This window comes from Nocardia sp. NPDC052566 (assembly GCF_044547285.1).
Taxonomy (GTDB): Bacteria; Actinomycetota; Actinomycetes; order Mycobacteriales; family Mycobacteriaceae; genus Nocardia.
The window spans coordinates 600,886-619,147 of the sequence record NZ_JBIUAF010000006.1 but is presented as its reverse complement, the minus strand read 5'-3'; the positions used below and the strand labels follow the sequence as shown (position 1 = coordinate 619,147).

The 18,262-nt window shown below is 68.0% G+C and carries 20 protein-coding genes; 13 read left to right on the top strand and 7 right to left on the bottom strand.

The genetic code is table 11. The features are described from left to right. Positions 1–15 precede the first annotated feature (15 nt). Positions 16–1,092, top strand: coding sequence for a magnesium and cobalt transport protein CorA (locus ACIG5A_RS32800; RefSeq protein ID WP_397247226.1), 1,077 nt, complete (start codon positions 16–18; stop codon positions 1,090–1,092). On the opposite strand, the gene ACIG5A_RS32795 is transcribed toward ACIG5A_RS32800, so the two are convergent. Genes ACIG5A_RS32795 through ACIG5A_RS32785 form a run of 3 tightly spaced genes read right to left on the bottom strand, consistent with a single transcriptional unit; the run spans position 1,089 to position 3,135 of the window. Continuing rightward, positions 1,089–1,670: a suppressor of fused domain protein gene (locus tag ACIG5A_RS32795; RefSeq protein ID WP_397247224.1), complete on the bottom strand. Its 582-nt coding sequence runs from the start codon at positions 1,668–1,670 to the stop codon at positions 1,089–1,091. The two genes, ACIG5A_RS32800 and ACIG5A_RS32795, sit on opposite strands and share 4 nt — an antisense overlap. Positions 1,671–1,674: 4 nt before the next feature. Further along, positions 1,675–2,166 carry a general stress protein gene (locus tag ACIG5A_RS32790; RefSeq protein ID WP_397247222.1) on the bottom strand — a complete coding sequence of 164 codons (492 nt, stop codon included), beginning with the start codon at positions 2,164–2,166 and terminating at the stop codon, positions 1,675–1,677. 12 nt (positions 2,167–2,178) lie between these two features. Continuing rightward, positions 2,179–3,135 (bottom strand): HpcH/HpaI aldolase/citrate lyase family protein, encoded by a 957-nt coding sequence (locus ACIG5A_RS32785; RefSeq protein ID WP_397247220.1) that lies wholly within the window; start codon positions 3,133–3,135, stop codon positions 2,179–2,181. A gap of 48 nt (positions 3,136–3,183) precedes the next feature. Between ACIG5A_RS32785 and ACIG5A_RS32780 the strand changes: the two genes are divergently transcribed. The 5 genes from ACIG5A_RS32780 (at position 3,184) to ACIG5A_RS32760 (ending at position 8,761) form a co-directional block, all read left to right on the top strand. After that, positions 3,184–4,470, top strand: a complete 1,287-nt coding sequence (locus ACIG5A_RS32780; RefSeq protein WP_397247218.1) for a magnesium transporter MgtE N-terminal domain-containing protein — start codon at positions 3,184–3,186, stop codon at positions 4,468–4,470. Further along, positions 4,463–5,053 carry a DUF1003 domain-containing protein gene (locus tag ACIG5A_RS32775; protein WP_397247216.1) on the top strand — a complete coding sequence of 197 codons (591 nt, stop codon included), beginning with the start codon at positions 4,463–4,465 and terminating at the stop codon, positions 5,051–5,053. Before ACIG5A_RS32780 ends, ACIG5A_RS32775 begins: the two co-directional genes overlap by 8 nt. A 118-nt stretch (positions 5,054–5,171) precedes the next feature. After that, on the top strand, positions 5,172–6,575 hold the full coding sequence (locus ACIG5A_RS32770; protein WP_397247214.1) for a lytic murein transglycosylase: 1,404 nt from the start codon (positions 5,172–5,174) through the stop codon (positions 6,573–6,575). A gap of 166 nt (positions 6,576–6,741) precedes the next feature. Next, positions 6,742–7,605: a lytic transglycosylase domain-containing protein gene (locus ACIG5A_RS32765; RefSeq protein WP_397247212.1), complete on the top strand. Its 864-nt coding sequence runs from the start codon at positions 6,742–6,744 to the stop codon at positions 7,603–7,605. A gap of 19 nt (positions 7,606–7,624) precedes the next feature. Next, positions 7,625–8,761, top strand: a complete 1,137-nt coding sequence (locus tag ACIG5A_RS32760) for an Mrp/NBP35 family ATP-binding protein (protein ID WP_397247210.1) — start codon at positions 7,625–7,627, stop codon at positions 8,759–8,761. A gap of 52 nt (positions 8,762–8,813) precedes the next feature. Here the strand turns inward: ACIG5A_RS32760 and ACIG5A_RS32755 are convergent, their stop codons facing one another. Beyond that, a complete protein-coding gene (locus ACIG5A_RS32755) occupies positions 8,814–9,314 on the bottom strand; it encodes a hypothetical protein (RefSeq protein WP_397247208.1) in 501 nt (166 codons plus the stop codon). 91 nt (positions 9,315–9,405) lie between these two features. On the opposite strand from ACIG5A_RS32755, the gene ACIG5A_RS32750 reads away from it, so the two are divergent. The 5 genes from ACIG5A_RS32750 (at position 9,406) to ACIG5A_RS32730 (ending at position 12,939) form a co-directional block, all read left to right on the top strand. Beyond that, the gene (locus ACIG5A_RS32750) at positions 9,406–10,815 is read left to right on the top strand and encodes a PLP-dependent aminotransferase family protein (protein ID WP_397247206.1); all 1,410 of its coding nucleotides are present in this window, start codon (positions 9,406–9,408) and stop codon (positions 10,813–10,815) included. A gap of 54 nt (positions 10,816–10,869) precedes the next feature. Then, positions 10,870–11,190 carry a DivIVA domain-containing protein gene (locus ACIG5A_RS32745; protein WP_397247204.1) on the top strand — a complete coding sequence of 107 codons (321 nt, stop codon included), beginning with the start codon at positions 10,870–10,872 and terminating at the stop codon, positions 11,188–11,190. Further along, a complete protein-coding gene (locus ACIG5A_RS32740) occupies positions 11,187–11,828 on the top strand; it encodes a DNA-3-methyladenine glycosylase I (protein WP_397247202.1) in 642 nt (213 codons plus the stop codon). The genes ACIG5A_RS32745 and ACIG5A_RS32740 overlap by 4 nt, the downstream gene beginning before the upstream one ends. 102 nt (positions 11,829–11,930) lie before the next feature. Then, a complete protein-coding gene (locus ACIG5A_RS32735; protein WP_011211259.1) occupies positions 11,931–12,098 on the top strand; it encodes a DUF3117 domain-containing protein in 168 nt (55 codons plus the stop codon). Further along, positions 12,085–12,939 carry a putative RNA methyltransferase gene (locus ACIG5A_RS32730; RefSeq protein WP_397247200.1) on the top strand — a complete coding sequence of 285 codons (855 nt, stop codon included), beginning with the start codon at positions 12,085–12,087 and terminating at the stop codon, positions 12,937–12,939. Before ACIG5A_RS32735 ends, ACIG5A_RS32730 begins: the two co-directional genes overlap by 14 nt. Before the next feature lie 7 nt (positions 12,940–12,946). Here ACIG5A_RS32730 and ACIG5A_RS32725 read toward each other — a convergent pair whose 3' ends face one another. Continuing rightward, positions 12,947–13,723, bottom strand: a complete 777-nt coding sequence (locus ACIG5A_RS32725) for a DUF2071 domain-containing protein (protein WP_397247198.1) — start codon at positions 13,721–13,723, stop codon at positions 12,947–12,949. A 73-nt stretch (positions 13,724–13,796) separates the two neighbouring features. After that, entirely contained in the window at positions 13,797–14,954 is a 1,158-nt protein-coding gene (gene glgA / locus ACIG5A_RS32720) for a glycogen synthase (protein WP_397247987.1), read from the bottom strand. Between the two features lie 137 nt (positions 14,955–15,091). On the opposite strand from glgA, the gene glgC reads away from it, so the two are divergent. Further along, a complete protein-coding gene (gene glgC, locus ACIG5A_RS32715; protein ID WP_397247196.1) occupies positions 15,092–16,306 on the top strand; it encodes a glucose-1-phosphate adenylyltransferase in 1,215 nt (404 codons plus the stop codon). Positions 16,307–16,313: 7 nt separating this feature from the next. On the opposite strand, the gene ACIG5A_RS32710 is transcribed toward glgC, so the two are convergent. After that, positions 16,314–17,684, bottom strand: coding sequence for a serine/threonine-protein kinase (locus ACIG5A_RS32710; RefSeq protein WP_397247194.1), 1,371 nt, complete (start codon positions 17,682–17,684; stop codon positions 16,314–16,316). A gap of 170 nt (positions 17,685–17,854) precedes the next feature. Here ACIG5A_RS32710 and ACIG5A_RS32705 point away from each other — a divergent pair, with 170 nt between their 5' ends. Beyond that, positions 17,855–18,238 carry a hypothetical protein gene (locus ACIG5A_RS32705; RefSeq protein ID WP_397247192.1) on the top strand — a complete coding sequence of 128 codons (384 nt, stop codon included), beginning with the start codon at positions 17,855–17,857 and terminating at the stop codon, positions 18,236–18,238. Positions 18,239–18,262: the final 24 nt, after the last annotated feature.

Genomic DNA, 18,262 nt, shown 5'->3' with positions numbered 1-18,262 from the left:
CCGTAACATCGGCAAGTGCCATCCATTCCGCCGCTGCCATCGTTCCGCAGTTCAGGGCGCGCCGCCCACCGGCTGCCGCGCATCCCGATCCCGACCGCGCGCGCCATCGTCGATTGCGGTGTCTACGTCGACGGTCGGCGCCTGCCTGGCAGATTCACGCACAAGGACGCGTTGGCTGAGGTGCGCAATCGGGGCGCGGGTTTCGTCTGGGTCGGTTTGCACGACCCGGACGAGGGCCAGATGACCGATATCGCGGACACGTTCGGGCTGCACGCGCTCGCGGTCGAGGACGCGGTCAAGGCCCATCAGCGCCCCAAACTCGAACGCTACGACGACACACTGGTATTGGTGATGCGGACCGTCGCCTACCTCGAACACGAATTGCACAGTGTCAGCGAGATCGTCGAAACCGGCGAGATCATGGTCTTCACCGCCCCCGAGTTCGTGGTCACCGTCCGGCACGGCGAACATTCCGAACTGGCCTCGCTGCGAAAGGAATTGGAGGCCGAACCGGCCCGGTTGATGTTCGGCCCCACCGCGGTGCTGCACGCGATCGCGGACCATGTGGTCGACTCCTACGTCGAGGTTGCGCAGTCGGTGGAGCTCGATATCGACGCGATGGAAGAGGAGGTCTTCACGCCGCGCAGTCAGATCGCCATCGAGTCGATCTATCAGCTCAAACGTGAGGTCGTCGAGCTGCGGCGCGCGGTGAATCCGCTCGCGGTGCCACTGCAGGCGCTCGCTCAGAAATCGGAGTTGCCGCTGCCCAAGGAGATTCGGCGCTATCTACGCGACGTCGCCGACCATCACACCGGGGTCGCCGAGCGGATCACCGACTTCGACGACACCTTGAGCGCGCTGATCACCGCGGCGCTGGCCAAGGTCGGTGTGCAGCAGAACACCGATATGCGCAAGATCTCCGCGTGGGTCGCGATCGCCGCCGCGCCCACCGCGATCGCGGGTATCTACGGGATGAACTTCGAACACATGCCGGAGCTGAAGCAGGTCTGGGGTTATCCGGCGGTGCTTGTGCTCATCGCCTGCATCTGCGTCGGCCTGTACCTCAACTTCCGTCGCAATCACTGGCTCTAGAGCGAGGCAGCCCCACGCGCCGGATCGTGCACATCGATGCCCGCCTCGGCCCACGCGTCCCGCAGCGCCTGCGCACCGCGCACGCGCACCCACGCGGCCTCGGTCGCGGTGACCGGAACGACCTCGAGGTAGCGCACCGGGTCGGCGGGTTCCGGCAGCACCACGTCGGGAATCTCGCTGTCGCCGAGGAGAACCGCCGTGAACGGTGCACCGCGCCAGATCGGCTCCCCCAGGTCGAGCAGCGCATCCGCCTGCAGCACAACACCTTCCACCGACGGCGTGGCGACCAGGATGCCGAGCGACTTGGCCAGCCCTGAGGCCGCGCCGACGCCGGACCGCAGCGTCAGCACCAGCTCGGCGCGCGGCCCACGCACCGGATCCGCAAGCAGCGCAGCGGGATCGCCCATCGGATGCCGCGAACCGCCGAGCGTGGCGTAGTGCACGGTGTCGCCGCCGGCGATCCGCAGAATCTCGATGGGTTCCAGCCCGAGGAACGTCACCGAGGCCGAATCGACGCCGCCGGCGTCGACACCGAAATGGCCGAGCACCTCGGTGCGTACCTGCTCCAGCACTTCCATTCGATCAGATCGCCAACCGCGCCAGCAGGTCACGCGCCTGCTCGGCCGACTTCGGGTCGCACAGCACGTCGTAACGGCCCGCGACCAGCTGCATGCTCGAGGCGAAGTCGCGCTGCCCCTTGGTCGCCGCGTACGGGATCGAGGTGGAGATGACGCCGAAGATGATGCCGCCGACCAGGCCGACGAGCAGCGGGCCGAGCGCGCCACCGGTGGTGAACAGGCTCAGCAGCAGGCCGAGGAACAGGCCGAGCCAAGCACCGGACACCACACCGCCGCCGATGACCTTGCCCCAGGTCAGGCGATAGAGCACGCGCTCGACCTGCATCAGGTCCACGCCGACGATGGTCACGTCCTGCACCGGGAACTGCCCGTCGGCCAGGTAGTCCACCGCCCGCTGCGCCTCGGCGTAGGTCGGGTAGGAGCCGACCGGCCAGCCCGACGGCGGCGTCGGTAGACCCTGACGCGCGCGATTCGAGTTCCCCAAGGGATTCGTCATATCTCTATTCTGCTATTCCGACCGGTCGTGTGGTGGCGTGAAACGCGTGGTACGCGTCATTCCGGCGGCCCGGCCCTTCTCCGCGACGACCTGCGCCATTTTTGCGCTTGCCTCATCGATCATTTCATCACCGAGCATGACCGCGCCGCGCGCGCCGCCCGATTCCGACGTATGGAAGGCGTATGCGTCCAGGATCAGCTCCGCGCGGTCGTAATCGGACTGGCGCGGGCTGAAGATCTCGTTGGCCGCGTCGATCTGCCCCGGGTGCAGTACCCACTTGCCGTCGAAGCCGAGCGCCGCCGTGCGCGCGGCCGCGCGCCGGAAGCCGTCCACATCGCGGATCTGCAGGTAGGGACCGTCGATCGCCTGCAAGCCGTGCGCGCGGGCGGCGAGCAGGATGGTCATCAGGATGTGGTGGTAGGCGTCGCCGGTGTCGTAGCCCTCCGGTTGCTCGCCGACCACCAGGGTGCGCATGTTGATGCTGGCCATGAAGTCGGCCGGGCCGAAGACCAGCGCCTGCACCCGCGGGCTCGCGGTGGCGATCTCATCGATGTTGCGCAGCCCGAGCGCGTTCTCGATCTGCGGCTCGATGCCGATGCGCCCGATCTCGAGCCCGCTCGCCTTCTCCAGCTGGGTCAGCAGCAGGTCCAGCGCGCGCACCTGGCCCGCGTCGGTGATCTTCGGCAGCAGGATCGCGTCGAGTGAAGCGCCCGCACCCTCTACGACGGCGATCACATCCGCATAGGTCCACTCGGTGGTCCAGTCGTTGACGCGGACCACCTTCAGCGGCGCCTTCCAATCCGGATCATTCAGCGCCGCAACGATATTCGCGCGAGCGGCGGCCTTGGCCACCGGGGCGACCGCATCCTCCAGATCGAGGAAGACCTCATCGACCGGCAAACCCTTCGCCTTGTCGATCATCTTCTGGCTGCTGCCCGGTACGGCGAGCACTGAACGGCGGGGCAACATGATCGCTCCTGTCCTTCGTTGCGGCTGCAAACCTTTAGCCTTCTACACATGGCAGCAACCAGGGTGTACGTCGCCAGGCTGGCCGGCCTGGTGGTGCTGGGACCGGACGGCGAGTCTATCGGCCGCATCCGCGACGTGGTCGTGGCCATCCGCTACGACCGCCAGCAACCACGCATCCACGGCCTCGTCGTCGAATTGCCCACCAGGCGGCGCATATTCGTGCCGATGCTGCGGGTGACCGCGATCGAGCCCGGAATGGTGACGCTCAACACCGGCACGGTGAGCCTGCGCCGCTTCAACCAGCGGCCCGGTGAGCTGCTCGCCATGGCGCAGATCGTGGATTCGTCGGTGCGCGTGGACGATCCCGACCTGCCCGAGGTGGCGGGCGTCGATGTCTTCGTGGTCGACCTCGGCATCGAACAGGATCGGTCGCGGGATTGGCGGGTCTCCCGGGTCGCCGTGCGCGGGCACCGGCGCATCGGCCGCAAGCGCACCGTGCACGTCGTCGACTGGCCTCAGGTCTCCGGTCTTACCCCGTACGAGATCGGTAGGCCGGGCCAGGACGTCACCCAGTTGCTGGAGCAGTTCGAGGGGCTGCGCGCGGCCGACGTCGCGCACCTGCTGCGCGAACTGCCGGAGAAGCGGCGCATCGAGGTGGCGCTCGCGCTCGACGACGAACGCCTCGCCGACGTGGTGCAGGAGCTACCCGACGACGACCAGGTCGACCTGCTCGGCCACCTCGAGAAGCATCGCGCCGCCGACCTGCTGGAGGCGATGGATCCCGACGACGCCGCCGACCTACTCGGCGAGCTGCCCAAGGGCGAGGCCGATTCGCTGCTCGCGCTGATGGACCCGGAGGAGTCCGAGCCGGTGCGCAGGCTGCTCGAACATTCACCGGATACGGCGGGCGGTCTGATGACGCCGAAACCGGTCATCCTCGCGCCATCGGCCACCGTCGCCGAGGCGCTGGCACGGGTGCGCAACCCGGACCTGACGCCCGCGCTCGCCTCCATGGTGTTCGTCGTCCGCCCGCCGACAGCGACACCCACCGGCAGATACCTCGGCTCGGTACACATTCAGCAATTGCTGCGCGAACCTCCGGCACACCTGGTCGGCGGCATCGTCGACAGCGACCTGAAACCGTTGCTGCCCGATGTCCCGCTGGCCGCGGTGACCCGCTACTTCGCCACCTACAACCTGGTCTGCGGGCCGGTGGTCGACCACGAGAACCACCTACTCGGCGCCGTCAGCGTGGACGATGTCCTCGACCATCTGCTGCCCGAGGATTGGCGCGAGCAGGACGAGCTACACCAGGGGGTGCGTGGCCATGAGTGAGAAGAGTGTGGCGCGACAGCGTTTGGAGACGCCGGTCGAGAGCCGGTTCCGATTCGACTGGGACGCCGAGGCATTGGCGCGCACCAGCGAGCGGATCGCGCGATTCCTCGGCACCGGGCGGTATCTGGCGATCCAGACCGTCATCGTGGTGGTCTGGATCCTGCTGAACATCTTCGTGGTCGCCCTGCGCTGGGACCCGTATCCGTTCATCCTGCTCAACCTGGCCTTCTCCACCCAGGCCGCCTACGCGGCGCCGCTGATCCTGCTCGCGCAGAACCGGCAGGACAACCGCGACCGCGTGTCACTGGAGGAGGATCGCACCCGCGCCGCCCAGACCAAAGCGGATACCGAGTTTCTCGCCCGCGAACTCGCGGCATTGCGACTCGCCGTCGGCGAGGTCGCCACGCGCGACTACCTGCGCCGCGAGTTGGACGAAATGCGTGAGGTGCTCGACCGGATCGAGGCGGCGGCCGCGCCGAATCAGTTGGCGCACACCGACAAACCGGGCAAATCGCACCGCAAGAAAAACTCCGGTCGCAAGCAGGTTCCGGCCCATGAATGGCCACCCGTAGCTGATGATTGACCGGAAATGCACAACATCTACCTGACTCGTGGGTAACCTGGAGGACGTTGTCCCGAGCGAGACCGGGTAGGGGATGTCCCGGACACGCTCTCACGACGTAGAGGATTGGTGTGGCCGAATGCGAATATCTGCTCCGATAACCGTGTCGGCCCTCGTCGTCGCCGGTCTTGTCGCCACGGGATCTGCCGCCCACACCTCTCCCGCCGGAGCGCCCGCCAAGGCGCCCGAGGCGTTGCTCGCCGCCGCGAGCGGGCCGGGGAAAACCGAGGCGGGCGCCGCGACGGAATTGTCTCGGACGGTCGGCCTGCTCCCGGTCAGCGCCGAGCCGCCCCGCAAACTCACCGCGATGACCCCGCCCGCGGACGGCCCCGCGCCGTTCGCCGGAACGGTCCCACTGCAGAACATCTCGCTGCCCATGGTCGGCGGCGCGCTCGGCATCCCGGAGGTCGTGCTCGCCGCCTACCGCAACGCGGAGCTGGCGATGGAATCCTCGATGCCGGGCTGCGGGCTGTCCTGGAGCCTGCTGGCCGGTATCGGGCGCATCGAATCCGGCCACGCGGGCGGCGGGCGCACCGACGTCGCGGGCACCACCGTCACGCCCATCTTCGGCCCGGCGCTCGACGGCACGCTCCCGGGCAACGAGATCATCAAGACCGCCGACGGCGGCTACGTGCGCGCCATCGGGCCGATGCAGTTCCTGCCCGGCACCTGGAGCCTGTACGCCGCCGACGGCAACGGTGACGGCGTCGCCGATCCGAACAATGTCTTCGACGCCGCGCTCGCCGCGGGCAAGTACCTCTGCTCGGGCGGGCTCGATCTGCGCGATCCGGCACAGGAACTGCGCTCGGTGCTGCGCTACAACAACTCGATGTCCTACGCGGCCAACGTGCTGAGCTGGTCGGCCGCCTACCGGACCGGCGGTTCGCCGACCCAGGTGACCATCTCCCCCGATCTGATCCCGCCGGGCAGCGCACCGGCGAATCTGCCGGATATGACGGTGGTCAGCACCACGGTCACACCGACGCCCGCCGAGCAGTCGCCGACGGTGGCGCCGCCCGCGCCGTCACCGACCCAGGTGATGATCACGATCCCCGGCCTGCCGCCGATCCCGTGCGGCATCTTCTGCCCGCCGCCGCCACCGCCGGCGAACCCGTGCGATGTGCAGCCCGCGCAGGTGCCCGCACCCGTGCCCGGTCAGCCGGGGCTGCCAGGTCAACCCGGCCAACCGCTGACGCCAGGACAGGTCTTCGGCGCCGAGACGGGCGAAGCGAACGATCCGGCACATCCGCAACCGCTGCCGCGACCCGCCTCGTGCAACCAGCCGCAGGCTCAGCCACCCGGCGCCGCGAACGCACCGCAATCGCCCGGTGATGCGGTGCAGGCCAACGCGACTCCGGCACCCGAGGTCGCCAAGACACCCGAGGCCGCGCCGGAGCCCGCACCCGCCCCCGCACCGGAGCAGGCACCGCCGCCGCCCGCCGGGATCACGCTGGCGCCAGGAATCGTTATCCCGCTGCCGTGAGCCGTCGGGCTGCCTGAGCACCCCGAACTCCGAAACCCGATGCCCGCCTGCGACCCAAACGCGAAATCAGATCACGAAGCAGTAACAAAAAGGTCTCGAATGCGGTAACCTCTCCTTCGTCCATCACGAAGACTCGCTCGATGAGTCATTGGAGGGTCACCACACAGTGGGGCGTCACCGAAAACAGTCGCCTGCGACCGTCAGGCGCAGCTCCGTTATCGCATTGACCGGATTGGTTCCCGCGGGGTTGGTGGCAGTCACCGCCGCCTCCACCGTCGACGGTGCCAATCAGACCGCAGCATCGGTCCAGCAGCACGTCGCCGAAGACCAGGACGACTCGGTACCGAGACCCCCGGCCGTCGCGGAACCCGCCGAATACCTCGCGCACGCGATGGCACGGCAGGCGCCGCCGCCGGCTCCCCCGATCGTCAAAACCATTGCGCCGCAAGACGGCAGACAACCCGCGGGCCTGCCCGCCGGACCACTCGGCGTACCGGGCATCGCGATGGAGGCCTACCAGGTCGCCGAGCGCACCCTCGCCGCCGAGAACCCGGTCTGCGGAATGCCGTGGTACCTGCTCGCCGGTATCGGCAGGGTCGAATCCACGCACGCGTTCGGCGGCAAGGCCGATGTCGCGGGCGATCCGATCTCCCCCGTCTACGGACCGGTGCTCGACGGCAGCCTCGCGGGCAACAACGTGATCCGCGACAGCGACGGCGGCGCGCTGGACGGCCTCGGCGCCTACGACCGCGCGGTCGGCCCGATGCAGTTCCTGCCGGAGACCTGGAAGCATTACGCCGCCGACGGCAACGGCGACGGCATCGCCGATCCGCAGAACCTCTTCGACGCGGCGCTGACCGCCGGAAAGTACCTGTGTGACGGCGGTTTGAACATGCGCGACCTGGCCCAGCAGTCGCGCGCGATCCTGCGCTACAACAACTCCATGGCCTACGTCGCGAACGTGATGGCGTGGGCGACCTCGTACGCCAACGGCGTCGCACCGAAGCCCGGGGACCTGCCCAGGATTTGACGCGCCTAAAATTCCTGCCATGTCAGTGGTTACGGAATCGGATGTGCGGGGAGCTCTCGCGAAGGTCGACGACCCGGAGATCCGTAAACCGATCACCGAGCTCGGCATGGTCAAGAGCATCACCATCGGCGCGGACAGCAATGTCCACATCGAGGTCTATCTGACGACGGCCGGGTGCCCGCTGCGCACCGAGATCACCCAGCGGGTCACCAAGGCCGTCGCGGACGTCGCCGGTGTCGGCGCGGTCACCGTCGACCTCGACGTGATGAACGACGAGCAGCGCACCAACCTGCGCAAGCAGCTGCGCGGAGACTCGGCCGAACCGGTCATCCCGTTCGCCCAGCCCGGCTCGCTGACCCGTGTCTACGCGGTCGCCTCCGGTAAGGGCGGCGTCGGAAAGTCCAGCGTCACCGTCAATCTCGCCGCCGCCATGGCCGCGCGCGGGCTGTCGGTCGGCGTGCTCGACGCCGATATCTACGGCCACTCGATCCCGCGCATGCTCGGCACCGACGCGCGACCGACCCAGGTCGAGCGGATGATCATGCCGCCGCAGGCGCACGGCGTGAAGCTGATCTCCATCGCGCAGTTCACCCAGGGCAATACCCCGGTGGTGTGGCGCGGGCCGATGCTGCACCGCGCGCTGCAGCAGTTCCTCGCCGACGTGTTCTGGGGCGACCTGGACGTGCTGCTGCTCGACCTGCCGCCCGGCACCGGCGACGTCGCCATCTCCATCGCCCAGCTGATCCCGAACGCGGAGATCCTGGTCGTCACCACCCCGCAGCCCGCCGCCGCCGAGGTGGCCGAGCGTGCGGGCGCGATCGCGTTGCAGACCAGGCAGCGGATCGCGGGCGTGGTGGAGAACATGTCCTGGCTCGACCTGCCCGACGGCACCAGGATGGACCTCTACGGCTCCGGCGGCGGCCAAGCCGTCGCCGAGCGGCTGACCCGCGCCGTCGGCGCGAACGTCCCGCTGCTCGGCCAGGTGCCGATCGAGCAGAGCCTGCGCGAAGCGGGCGACGAAGGCACACCGATCGTGCTGCGCGATCCGGAGAACCCGGCCGCCAAGGCACTGCTGGAGGTCGCCGACAAGCTCGCCGTCCGCCGCCGCGGCCTGGCGGGCATGTCCCTCGGAATCGACACGACACGCCACCTATAGACGGGCACAGGACCGGTGCGCTGAGCACCGGCCCTGTTCCGTCTTCGCGGCGCTATGCCCCGGCCGGGACGACGGCGTGCGCGGACATCGTCGCGCGCACCCTGTCCAGGCTGAAAACATAGGCGCCCGCCGGTGCGAGCGCGAGCAGCGCCGAGGCCGCCGCCGCGCTGAAAACCGAAGCGCTCAACGGTGCTTCGGGTCCGGAGAAGAAGAACATCGACAGGGCGAAGCTCAGCAGCAGACCGGTGCTCGCCCAGGCCGACCAGCGCAGCGCGATCCCGAACAGCAGGGTCAGGCCGAGCACGATTTCCGCCGCGGTGGACACCCAGCCGACGACATCGACGAACGGGCCGGACAGGTACGGCGCCAGCTTGTTCAGGTAGACCAGGAAATTGTCGAAGTTGCCCCAGGACACGTTCGCGGTGCCGCCCCACCAGCCGAAACGGTCCGCGACCGCGGACAGGAAGCCCGCGGCCACCGCCAGCCTGGCGAAAACTGTTGCCGCCGAAGCGAACCGGAGCTCTCGCGCGGTATCGGTAGGCATCGGTGTCATGGTCGCTCCTCGTGCTCACGGCGCCGCATGCGCCGAACGTGACTGCGGCCCACGGTAATTCCGTAAACGGAGCCCGGTAAGCTCCACTGGCGTGCCAGATTCGGGTACCAATTCCGGGCCGGACCTCCTGCTCACCCTGCAGCCGGGCAACGGCATCGCGCTGCGCGTCCAGCTGGAGACCGCGCTACGCGACGGCGTGCGCACCGGACGGCTCGCGGCCGGGCAGCGACTGCCTGCCAGCCGGGTGCTCGCCGCCGATCTCGGCGTCTCGCGCCGCCTCGTCGTCGACGCGTACACCCAGCTCGCGGCCGAGGGATATCTGCACACCCGCACCGGTTCCGGCACCACCGTCTCGCTCGTCGAACCGAGCGCGGCACCGCCCGCCGATCCACCGGCCGAGCGCAGGCCACCGCGCTGGGATCTGCGACCCGGCACCCCCGATCTCGCCCACTTCCCGCGGCGGGCGTGGCGGCGGGCCTGGCTCGCCGCGCTCACCGCCGCGGCCAACGACGACTTCGGTTATCCCGACACCGCGGGACATCCACACCTGCGTACGGTGCTTGCGGCCTACCTCACCCGGGTGCGCGGCGTTGCCGCCACGCCGGAGACCGTCCTGGTCTGCGGCGGCGTCACCCAGGGCCTCGATCTGCTCTGCCATGGGATGCGCCGCGCGGGCGCGAGCACCGTGGCGCTGGAGGATCCGGGCTTGCCGCACCGTGCGCCGATCATCGTCAGGGCCGGGCTGCGGCCGCGCCCGATTCCGGTCGACGCCGACGGCCTGATCGTCGACGCGCTGCCCGAGCGTGGAATCGACGCGGTACTGATCACGCCGGCACACCAATTCCCCACCGGCGCCGTGCTGGCGCCGCAGCGCAGGGAGGCGCTGGTGGCCTGGGCCGCGCGCACCGGCGCGGTGATCGTCGAGGACGACTACGACGGCGAATTCCGCTTCGACCGCAGGGCCATCGGCTCACTGCAGGGCCGCGCGCCCGGCTCGGTCGTCTACCTCGGCTCGACGAGCAAGACACTCGGCCCCGGCCTGCGCCTCGGCTGGCTCGTCGGGCCCGCGCCGCTCATCGAGCAACTGGTGGTGCACAAATTCCTCACCGACCACGGCAGCGCGACGCTGGAACAGCTCGCGCTCGCCGAACTGATCGGCAACGGCGGCTACGACCGGCACATCAGGCAGAGCCGCGCCCGGTACAAGAACACCAGGGCGGCACTGGAAACCGCCATCGCCCGGCACCGCCTGCCGCTGCTGCTGCCGGGCATCCCCGCCGGTCTGCAAACCATGGCGACGCTGCCGGACACCTGCGACGCGGACCTCTTCCGCGATCGCGCCGAGGCCGTCGGCGTCGCCTTCGACTCGGTCACCCGGTATCAGCACACCCCACACCGCACCCACTCGGTGGTGCTCGGCTACGGCAATATCGGCACCAACGGCATCGATCAGGCGGCCGGGCAGCTGGCCGAACTGTTCGCCACGGAATTCGCGGGCTGATTTCCGCGAGCCGTCGTGTGCTCGCTGTCGGTGCGAGCCAATAAGCTCGAACACATGCTCACGCTGCTGTTGTACGTGTTGATCATCGGCTTGGTCGCCGCGGTGCTGTTCCTGCTCGCCAGCGCGGTTTTCGGGCGCTCGGAGGAGCTCGGCCCACTGCCGGAGGGCACGACGGCCACCGTGCTGCCCGCCGAGGGGATCACCGGCGCCGACGTGCGCGCGCTGCGCTTCCAGCAGGTGGTGCGCGGCTACAAGGCATCCGAGGTGGACTGGGCGCTTGCCAAGCTGGCCGCCAGGATCGACGAGCTACAGCTCGCGCTGGCCGAAGCGCGCGCGGGCGACTGGGTCGAGCCCGTCACGCCGGACAAGAAGTGAGCGTCGAGCAGGCCGTGCCGGATGACGGCCGCATCCGCTGCCCGTGGCCGCTGCAGTCGAAGCTGTACCGCGATTACCACGATGACGAGTGGGGCAAGACCCTGCACGGCGACGACGCCATGTTCGAGCGGATGTGCCTCGAGGCATTCCAGTCGGGCCTGTCCTGGATCGTCATCCTCCGCAAACGCCCGGCGTTCCGCACCGCGTTCGCGGGGTTCGCCATCGACGCGGTGGCCGAGTTCGGCGAGGCCGATGTGGCACGGCTGCTCGCCGACCCAGGCATCGTGCGCAACCGGTCCAAAATCGAGGCGGCGATCACCAACGCGCGGGTCGCGCGCGAGCTCGATACCGGACTCGACGAGCTGATCTGGTCCTTCGCGCCGCCACCGCGGCCGAGGCCACGCACGGCCGCCGATGTGCCCGCGACCACACCCGAATCCGTCGCTCTGGCAAAAGAATTGAAGCGCCGGGGCTTCCGATTCGTCGGACCGACCACGGCCTACGCACTCATGCAAGCGACCGGAATGGTGGACGATCACCTGGCCGATTGCTGGGTCGAACGTGAGGTGTCCGACACCGACCCAGCGGTCACATTTCGAACTCAGGTATCCGTCCACTCCGGCGATAGGGAAGAATAGGACCGGTGTAGCTCGTCAAATGCCGGCGAGCTCGCCTGTTGGTGACAACTGGAGTTCCAAGAAAGTGCGCAGCTTACCGCGCAGATCTGGAGGGAGCAGAGGATGGCGGCCATGAAGCCCCGCACCGGGGACGGTCCCCTCGAGGCAACCAAGGAAGGGCGTGGAATCGTCATGCGGGTTCCACTCGAGGGTGGCGGGCGTTTGGTCGTCGAGCTCACGCCGGACGAGGCTGCGGCGCTCGGTGACGAACTGAAGAGTGTCACCAGCTAACACCTCAGCGCTGGCTGCCACGGCCGGTCTACTGGCCTGCCCCGAATGCGGCCTCGGTCTCGAGGCGACCACCGGTGCCCTGCGCTGCGAGCAGGGGCACAGCTTCGACATTGCCAAGCAGGGCTACGTCAGCCTGCTCACCGGCGCGTCGACCAAGATGACCGGTGACACCGCGGCCATGCTGGACGCCCGCGCCGCATTCCAAGGCGCAGGCCACTTCGCACCGATCGCCGAAGCGGTCGCCGAGGCCGTCGCATCGGGCGACGCCCCCGGCGCCGTCTTGGAGGTCGGCGCGGGTACCGGCTACTACCTGTCCGGCGTGCTCGACGCGGCGCCCTCGGCCGTCGGCATCGCGCTGGACGTCGCCAAACCCGCGGCCCGCCGGTGCGCACGGGCCCACCCACGCGCGGCATCGATCCTCGCCGACGCCTGGCGCGGGTTGCCGATCCGGGACGGCGCGCTGAGCGCGATCCTCTCGGTCTTCGCGCCACGCAACCCGGCCGAGGTCAGCCGGGCGCTGACCGCCGACGGCCGCTTCGTCGTCGCCACCCCCACCGAACGTCACCTGAGCGAGCTCATCGAGCCGCTCGGCATGGTGACGGTCGACCCGGACAAGGACCGGCGCCTGTCCGCATCGATGTCCGGCCACTTCGACGCCGTCGGTCGCACGGTCGTCGAATACCCCATGCGGCTGCCGCGCGCCGATATCGCGAACGTGGTGGCGATGGGTCCCTCCGCCCATCACGCGACCCCCTCGGCGGATCCGCGGCTCGCGGCCCTGCCGGACCTGGTCGATGTCACGGCCGCCGTGCGGGTGACCGTCTATCGGCCGAAGCGCTGACACCAGGTCAGCACACCGCCGTTTCGTGCAGAAACCCCGCCGGGCTCCAGGTCGCGGTGAGATCGCGCATCAGCAGTGCGCAGTCCAGGGTCGCGGTCCCGGGCGGAAAGCGGGTCTGGTCGCCGAAGAACGTCGAGTAGATGCTGTCCACATGGACCGGGCTCACCTGCCATTTGTGGATGTAGAGCTCGAGCCCGTTCAGGTGGTGTCCATCGCGGCTTTCGGAGAATCCGGTGGAACCGTGCCGGAAGAAATCGGAGGCCGCCGCGAAATCGGGAAACAGTACGCTGCCCTCGAACTCCTCCAGCACATGCGCGTCGACCCCGGCCCTGGTCGTACCGTCCCGGCTGGCGTACGCCACGTGCAGATTCGTTTCGCTCTCGTCGACGTCGAAGTGCGCGAGGTTGTGCACGCCGGGAAAGAAGCGCCCGCCGAGCAGTGCGTTCAACGGGGATCCGGTATCGCGGCGGGCGAGGTAGACGCCGGTTTCGACGCCGCGCGGTCCGTCCCATTCGACGGCGACGCGGCTCGCGGCGTTCTCGCTGCGCACCCCGAGCGCGGCGGGCATGCCGACCGGGCGCAGCTGCCCGAGGCGCAGCAGGCAGATACCGGCGACCGCCCAATCGCGGACCAGTTGCGGGCGGAGCGGAAAGGGTAAGAGACGAGCCGCGAACTCCGGGTCGACACGGTAGTTCACCAGAAGCCGGCGCTCGATGACGCTGGACAGTTGTCGTTCGATGACGTTGGAGAATTGTCGTTCGATGACGCTGATCAGTTGGGGCATCGTTGCGAGTTCCTCTCTTCCAGAGTCGAGCCGCCGACGCGGCGTCGGCTCTTCCGGGCAGAGATTCTTCAGCTCAGAGTTTGCGCACTTGATCATAGAGCCGCACGGTGCGCGCCGCGATGGAGGACCAGTCGAAGTCCGCAATCGCCCTCGCCCGCCCCGCGGCGCCGAATTCGGCGGCGAGCACCGGGTCGCAGGCGACCTCGTTGATCGCCTCGGCCAGCCCGTGCTCGAACTCCTCGGTTGCGGCCGGGTCGTAGTGCACCAGCCGCCCGGTGCCGCCGTCGACGACCACCTCGGGGATGCCGCCGACATCGGAGGCGACCACCGCGGTCGCGCACGCCATCGCCTCCAGATTCACGATGCCCAGCGGCTCGTATACCGAGGGACAGACGAAAACCGTTGCGGCCGAAAGGATCTGCCTGATCTGCTCGGTGGGCAGCATCTCCCGCACCCAGAACACATTGCCGCGACCACGATGCAGTTCCTCGACCGCGGCGGCCACCTCGAGCGCCAACTCCTCGGTGTCGGGCGCGCCCGCGCACAGCACCAGCTGGATCTCCGGGTCGAACTCGCGGGCGGCGGCCAGCAGATGCGCGACGCCCTTCTGCCGGGTGATCCGCCCGACGAAGGCGACGATCGGACGATCCGTGCGCACCCCCAGCTCGGCCAGGATCGGCCGCGAATGGGCGAGTGCTGGTCCCGGATGCCACATGGCTCCGTCGATCCCGTTGTGGATCACGTGCACCCGATCGGCATCGATCGACGGATAGGCGTCGAGCACGTCGCGGCGCATGCCCTCGCTCACCGCGATGATCGCGTCGGCGTGCTCCACCGCGTTGCGCTCCGACCACGACGAGAGCCGATAGCCACCGCCTAGCTGCTCGGCCTTCCACGGCCTGCGCGGCTCCAGCGAGTGCGCGGTGAGAATGTGGGGAATCCCATACAGCGTTGCGGCCAGATGCCCGGCCAGTCCGGTGTACCAGGTGTGCGAGTGCACCACGTCCACCTGACCCGCGGCATCGGCCATGCGTAGCTGTGCCGACATCATCTGCAGCGCGGCGTTGGCGGCGTACAGCGACGGATCAGGCTGGTGCACTACGGCATCCGTGCGCGGCACGCCCATGCAGTGCACCGTCACATCGCACAATCGGCGCAGCCGCGACGTCAACTGAGTGACGTGCACACCGGCGCCGCCGTACACCTCGGGCGGATATTCGCGCGTCAGCATGGCAACCCGGAGCCGGTCCAGGTCACCGGATCCCGTTGCCGACTCCCCGCCGTCCGTGCCGAAACTCACCGGTTCAAAGTAAACGGTCCCGTTCCCACAGGCCACTCGCGACCCGAGTTCACGGTAGTTTGGCAACTGTGAGGAGCCAGCCGCACGTACTCGGGATCGTGCTCGCCGGTGGCGAGGGCAAGCGACTCTTTCCACTCACCGCGGACCGCGCCAAGCCAGCGGTCCCCTTCGGCGGCGCCTACCGTCTCATCGACTTCGTACTGAGCAACCTGGTCAACGCGGGCTATCTGCGACTGTGCGTGCTCACGCAGTACAAGTCGCATTCGCTGGACCGGCATATCTCGCAGACCTGGCGGCTGTCCGGTTTCGCGGGCGAGTACATCACCCCGGTGCCCGCGCAGCAGCGCCTCGGCCCGCGCTGGTACACCGGCAGCGCCGACGCCATCATGCAGTCGCTGAACCTCATCTACGACGAGGATCCCGACTACATCGTGGTGTTCGGCGCCGACCACGTATACCGGATGGATCCCGAGCAGATGGTGCAGCACCACATCGATTCCGGCGCGGGCGTCACCGTCGCGGGCATCCGGGTGCCGCGCAGCGAGGCCAGCGCGTTCGGCTGCATCGACACCGACGACACCGGCCGCATCACCCAGTTCCTGGAGAAGCCCGCGCACCCGCCCGGCACCCCCGACGACCCCAACGTCACCTTCGCCTCCATGGGCAACTACGTCTTCACCACCAAGGTCCTCGTCGACTCCATCCGCGCCGACTCCGACAACTCCGACTCCGACCACGACATGGGCGGCGACATCATCCCGTCCCTGGTCGCCGCGGGCGAGGCCGCCGTCTACGACTTCGCCGACAACGACGTCCCCGGCGCCACCGACCGCGACCGCGGCTACTGGCGCGACGTCGGCACCATCGACGCCTTCTACGACGCCCACATGGACCTCGTCTCCGTCCACCCGGTCTTCAACCTCTACAACAAACACTGGCCCATCCGCGGAGCGGCGGAGAACCTCCCGCCTGCCAAGTTCGCCCAGGGCGGGTTAGCCCAGGAGTCCATCGTCGGCGCGGGTTCGATCCTCTCCGCCGCCACCGTCCGCAACTCCGTCCTGAGCTCCAACGTCATGATCGACGACGGAGCAACGGTGGAAGGCAGCGTCCTCATGCCAGGCGTCCGCATCGGACGCGGAGCCGTCGTACGCCGAGCGATCCTCGACAAGAACGTCGTCGTCGGCGAAGGCGAGATCATCGGCGTCGACCTCGACCGGGACCGGGAACGGTTCGCGATCAGCAACGGAGGAGTCGTCACCGTCGGCAAGGGTGTGTGGGTTTAGACGCGGTCTATTTGACCAGGTCGCTGCACAACCATCGGCCGTCGACGTATTCCATCGCCATGGTCGTTGGGATCGTTTTTTTCAGGTCCTCTGGATTGTCTCTAGTGCTATCAGCCGTCGTGGCCAGCACGAAGATGTCAGCGCCGTTCTTATCGGCGGACTTGACGGTGCACTGGGCATCCAGTACGCGTCTCCGAACTTGAGCCGACACAATCGCATCTCGAAGCTTCGGGAACTGCCCTTCGAATTCTGACTTCCACTCGCCTGTTGCCCCATCGAGAACATCACGTTCGTAGCGCTCTAACCCCTCGGGACTGTAGGTGAACGCGGTACGGAAGTATGCGCACGCAGCCTGTCGGGCTGTCTCGCGAGCTTCTTCGAGCGAGTGCTGGTCGGCAGTCCGATCACGTTCTCGCACAATGAACGCGGCTGCCGTGCCCGCAGTAGTGAGAACACCAACCGCCGCAATGATCGCGATCGACTTCCATCGGCGTTTCCCGGCCTGGGGCACGGGCGGCGTTCGCGGTGCCGGAACGCTTTCCCCTGCCAGCGCCTGCTGCGCGGCGGCAGCGAGTTCGCCGCAACTATTGAACCGAAAGTTGCGGTCCTTCGCCAGAGCGGTAGCGATGACGTTGTCGAAACCCTTTGGCAGTGCTGGATTCTGCTGGCTCGGCAGCGGCACCGGCGCATTGAGATGGCCGTGAATCAGCTGACTGCTGTTCGCCCCCGGATAAGGCAGTACGCCGGTCAGCATGTGATACAGCGTGCAACCGAGTGCATAGACGTCGGCCCGATGATCGACGTCGACCTGCATGTCGAGTTGTTCAGGCGCCGCATACTGCAAACTAGCGTAGAACTCGCCCGTGCGAGTGAGGCTGTTCGACTGGTCCAGCGCCTTTGCGATTCCGAAGTCTGCCAGGAAGATTCCCTCATGCTGGTCGTTCGAAAGCAAGATGTTGGCAGGCTTCACATCTCGATGCAGCACTCCTGAACGATGGGCGTGATCAAGCGCTTTCGCGGTCTCGGTGATGATCTGGATCGTCGGCTCAGGACCAATGGGGCCGTTGCGCAGCACTGCGGCAACGTCGGTGCCATCGACGTACTGCATCGCCATCCACAGCTGATCGCCCTCCTGACCCCGGGCATAGACGATGACGATATTCGGATGAGACAGCCGCGCGGCTGTATCGGCCTCCCGCAGGAACCGGGCGCGGATATCGACGTCGTTGGTGACGGCCCGACTGAGCAGCTTCAACGCCACCCACCTAGGCAGGTCGCGGTCGCGAGCGAGGTACACCTCCCCCATTCCGCCGACCCCGAGCAGTCGCTCGATGCGGTAACCGGCAAAAACCTGACCATGCGCCAGCGTGTGACCCACCCTCGACTACCTCCGCCCCTCTTAGCCGGAGACAACCCTACTGCACACCGCTAGGCGTGCAACGTGTCCGCTTATGCAGCTGGAATGGCAGAGACCAGCGGCTTGAGACAACACTTCAGGATTCGCTCACCACCGCACGCGGCGCATTCGGCCTCGGCGTCGGCGCACTCTTGATCGCGTTGTTCACGCCACTGTTCAAGCTCGGCCAGTATTCCGACGAATACTTCCTGGTGAAGCTGAAGGACGTAGACCTTCCAGCCCTCTGGCTCATCCCAGGCGCGGTCTTGCTCGCCATCGCCGCTTGGGGCCTACTGCCTCGCAAACTCCGAACCCCACCCATCCTGACGGGAGTGGTCGTTCTCGCCTTCGCCGAGGTCATCGCCGCCCTCGTCTTCCTCACCCTCGGCTGGTCCGTCATCGAGGCCAAGAACGCCGCAGGCCGTTACCCCGGTACCCCACACTTCGGCGTCGGCCTGCTCTTCCTCATCGTTGGCTCGGCCGCCACCCTCCCGGGAGCCATCGGCTACTGGCTGACCTCGGTCTTCCGGGATTGACGGCTATCCCGGTCAGCCTGTTTT